This is a genomic window from Endozoicomonas sp. ALC013, assembly GCF_049310205.1.
Classification (GTDB): domain Bacteria; phylum Pseudomonadota; class Gammaproteobacteria; order Pseudomonadales; family Endozoicomonadaceae; genus Endozoicomonas.
This window is the reverse complement of the sequence record NZ_JBLYNS010000279.1, coordinates 1-3,271: the sequence shown is the minus strand read 5'-3', so window position 1 is coordinate 3,271 and position 3,271 is coordinate 1. Positions and strand designations below refer to the sequence as shown.

Here is a 3,271-nt window from a genome sequence, read left to right as displayed (position 1 = left end):
TTCCGACTTTTTAGACCAATTTGCTGCCACCGCAGTAGGGCAGTCTATTCTCGTTCAGCCTCCTAGTATCATGACGCAAGAACCTTTTTCCCATACCGGGAAGGAATGCCAGTGTTGAACACCTGTTGCCCATACATCTCGCCCCGGATGATTTGCAAATAACGGATTGATGGCATCAGGAGTAGATGTGTTTCCTCAACCGTTTACGTCTAAGTAGCTGGCCATATGGAATCACATATTTCTGGCTACTTGGGCAGGTGCTATGCGAGGCACAACGGAGGGAGCATAGCCGTAGCTATGTGACCGGAGTTGTAACGAAGCACGACTGCATGGATGCAGGAGCTAGAGAAACGCAGGAGCAGTTGCCGGGAGTGCCTGAACAAGGAGTCAGAAATATGTGATTTCATATGGTTAGCTATTTATAGACATTTCAGCAAAATGAACTTTTGAACAAAACAGCAGTCTGCTTTTTATATTTTCATGAATTAATGAAATGTAATTATGGATAGAAGTTCTGCTGGTGCCAGTGGTCAATATGCAAGATCAGATAATGATTACAACCAACCGAATGACCATGCCGCTTCTTCAAGGCGTGTGCAATATAGACATGGCACAGTCAGACAGTGGGATAATACCCCACGCACTACCCCGGGGCGTAATAAATTTTACCGTTCTTCTGACGCATGCCCTTCTCAACATCTACAGCGCCGTTCAGTAAACCTTGCTAAAGATTTTAATACGCTCATCAAGCAGGAAATAATGGATGATCTGGTAAGTAAATCTTATCGTTTCGGTCATTGCTATGATGGGAGGCATCACGGTCGATATGCCAGTTCAATTAAAAAATACACGTCAGCTGCTAAAAGACCGTTAAATCGAGCGGAACAAAGCCAGCTGATGCGTTTGCTGCCAAATTTCACAGCAACGCGGAGCTGGAATTGGCGAAGCCTGACGACAACACTGCACTCGTTTACTTCAGCAGGTGTTTTTACCCCTCATAACCCCATGGATGAGCATGTAAAGCTTACTCAAGCTAACTTATTGTCAACGCTACTGGATGCAATAATATTTAACTGCAACCAAAAACCTCAAGCCAGGTATATTGATGCCCGGGGAATCGCCAACCTGCTGTGGGCTATGGCGAAACTGGTGGACAGCGGGCAGAAGCGAACACAAGAGTTCAGCGAGGCTATGGCTGTACTTTTGTCCCATGTGAACACACAGAAAGACCTATTCAATGCTCAGGGTATCGCCAACCTGCTCTGGGCCATGGCAAAACTGGTGGACAACAGGCAGAAGCGGACACCAGGGCTCAATGAGGCCGTGGCCAGGCTATTGCCAGACGTGAACGCACAAAAAGCTAACTTTAAACCACAGGAAATTGCCAACTTGCTGTGGGCCATGGCGAAACTGGTGGACAACGGGCAGGAGCAAACACCAGAACTCAAAGAGACCATGGCCGCGCTGTTGCCCCTCGTAAACGCACAGAAAGACCAATTTAAAGCCCAGGGCATTGCCAACCTGCTGTGGGCCATGGCGAAACTGGTGGATAACGGACAGGAGTGGACGCCAGGGCTCAAAGAGGCCGTGGCCGCACTGTTGCCCCACGTGAAAGCACAGAAAGACCAATTTAATGCCCAGGGCATTACCAACCTGCTTTGGGCCCTGGCGAAGCTGGTGGATAACAGGCATGAGTTGACACCAGGGCTCAAAGAGGCTGTGGCCGCACTATTGCCCCACGTGAACGCAAGAAAAAACCAATTTACTCCTCAGCATATCGCCAATCTGCTGTGGGCCATGGCAAAACTGCTGGAGAACGGGCAGGAACAGACACCAGAACTCAACGAGGCCGTGGCCGCGCTGCTGCCCCACGTGAACGCACAGAAAGCTAACTTTACCCCACAGGAAATCACCAACCTGCTGTGGGCCATGGCGAAACTGGTGGACAACGGGCAGGAGCAAACACCGGAGCTCAACGGTGCCGAGGCCGCACTGTTGCCCCACGTGAGCGCACAGAAAGCAAACTTTACACCACAGGGTATCACCAACCTGCTGTGGGCCATGGCGAAACTGGTGGACAACAGGCAAAAGCGAACACCGGAGTTCAACGAGGCGGTGGCTGCGCTGTTGCCCCACGTGAGCGCACAGAAAGCAAACTTTACACCACAGGGTATCGCCAACCTGCTATGGGCTATGGCGAAACTGGTAGACAACGGGCAGGAGCAAACACCAGGGCTCAAAGAGACTGTGGCCGCGCTTTTATCCCACGTGAACGTACAGAAAGACCAATTTATTCCTCAGCATATTGCCAACCTGCTCTGGGCCATGGCGAAACTGGTGGACAACGGGCAGGAACAGACGCCAGAACTCAATGAGGCCGTGGCCAGGTTATTGGCCGATGTGAACGCACATAAAGCTAACTTTAAACCACAGGAAATCGCCAACCTGCTCTGGGCCATGGCGAAACTGGTTGATAAGAGGCTGGAGCGAACACCACAGCTCAAAGAGGCCGTGGCCACGCTGTTGCCCTTCGTGAACGCACAGAAAGCTAACTTTAAACCACAGGAAATCGCCATCCTGCTATGGGCCACGGCGAAACTGGTGGACAACGGGCAGGAACGGACACCGCAGCTCAAAAAGGCCGTGGCCGTGCTGTTGCCACAAGTGAAGAACCCAGAGAAAGCTAACTTTAAACCAAAGGAAATCGCCAACCTGCTGTGGGCCATGGCGAAACTGGTGGACAACGGACAAGAGCAGACACCAGGGCTCAACAAGGCCGTGGCCGCGCTGTTGCCCCACGTGAACGCACAGAAGGACCAATTTGATGCCCAGGGTATCGCCAACCTGCTGTGGGCCATGGCGAAACTGGTGGATAGCGGGCAAGAGCGGACACCAGAGTTTAACAAGGCCGTGTCTGCGCTGCTGCAACACGTGAACGTACAGAAAGACCTGTTTAATGCCCAGCATATCGCCAACCTGCTGTGGGCCATGGCGAAACTGGTGGGCAACGGGCATGAGTGGACTCCAGAACTCGAAGAGGCCGTGGCCGCGCTACTGCTCCTCGTGAACACACAGAAAGGCCAGTTTAGTGCACAGGGTATTGCCAACCTTCTGTGGGCCACGGCGAAACTGGGTGAGTTCGTTGAGCTGAACCTGGTGACCTCTATGTTCGAATCGCTTGTTTACCAAATCAGTGAAAACTCTCAGCTCTCACAGCAAGACATATTGATGTCTCTCTGGGGAGTGATGGTTTGCTGTGCCAGATTGTCTT

1 protein-coding gene is annotated in these 3,271 nt (G+C 51.7%); it reads left to right on the top strand.

Going from position 1 to position 3,271, the window contains the following annotated elements:
* Positions 1–501: 501 nt before the first annotated feature.
* Positions 502–3,271, top strand: a 2,770-nt coding sequence (locus ACO6V1_RS23085) for a DUF1601 domain-containing protein (RefSeq protein WP_422468830.1), incomplete at its 3' end; no start/stop codon positions are given.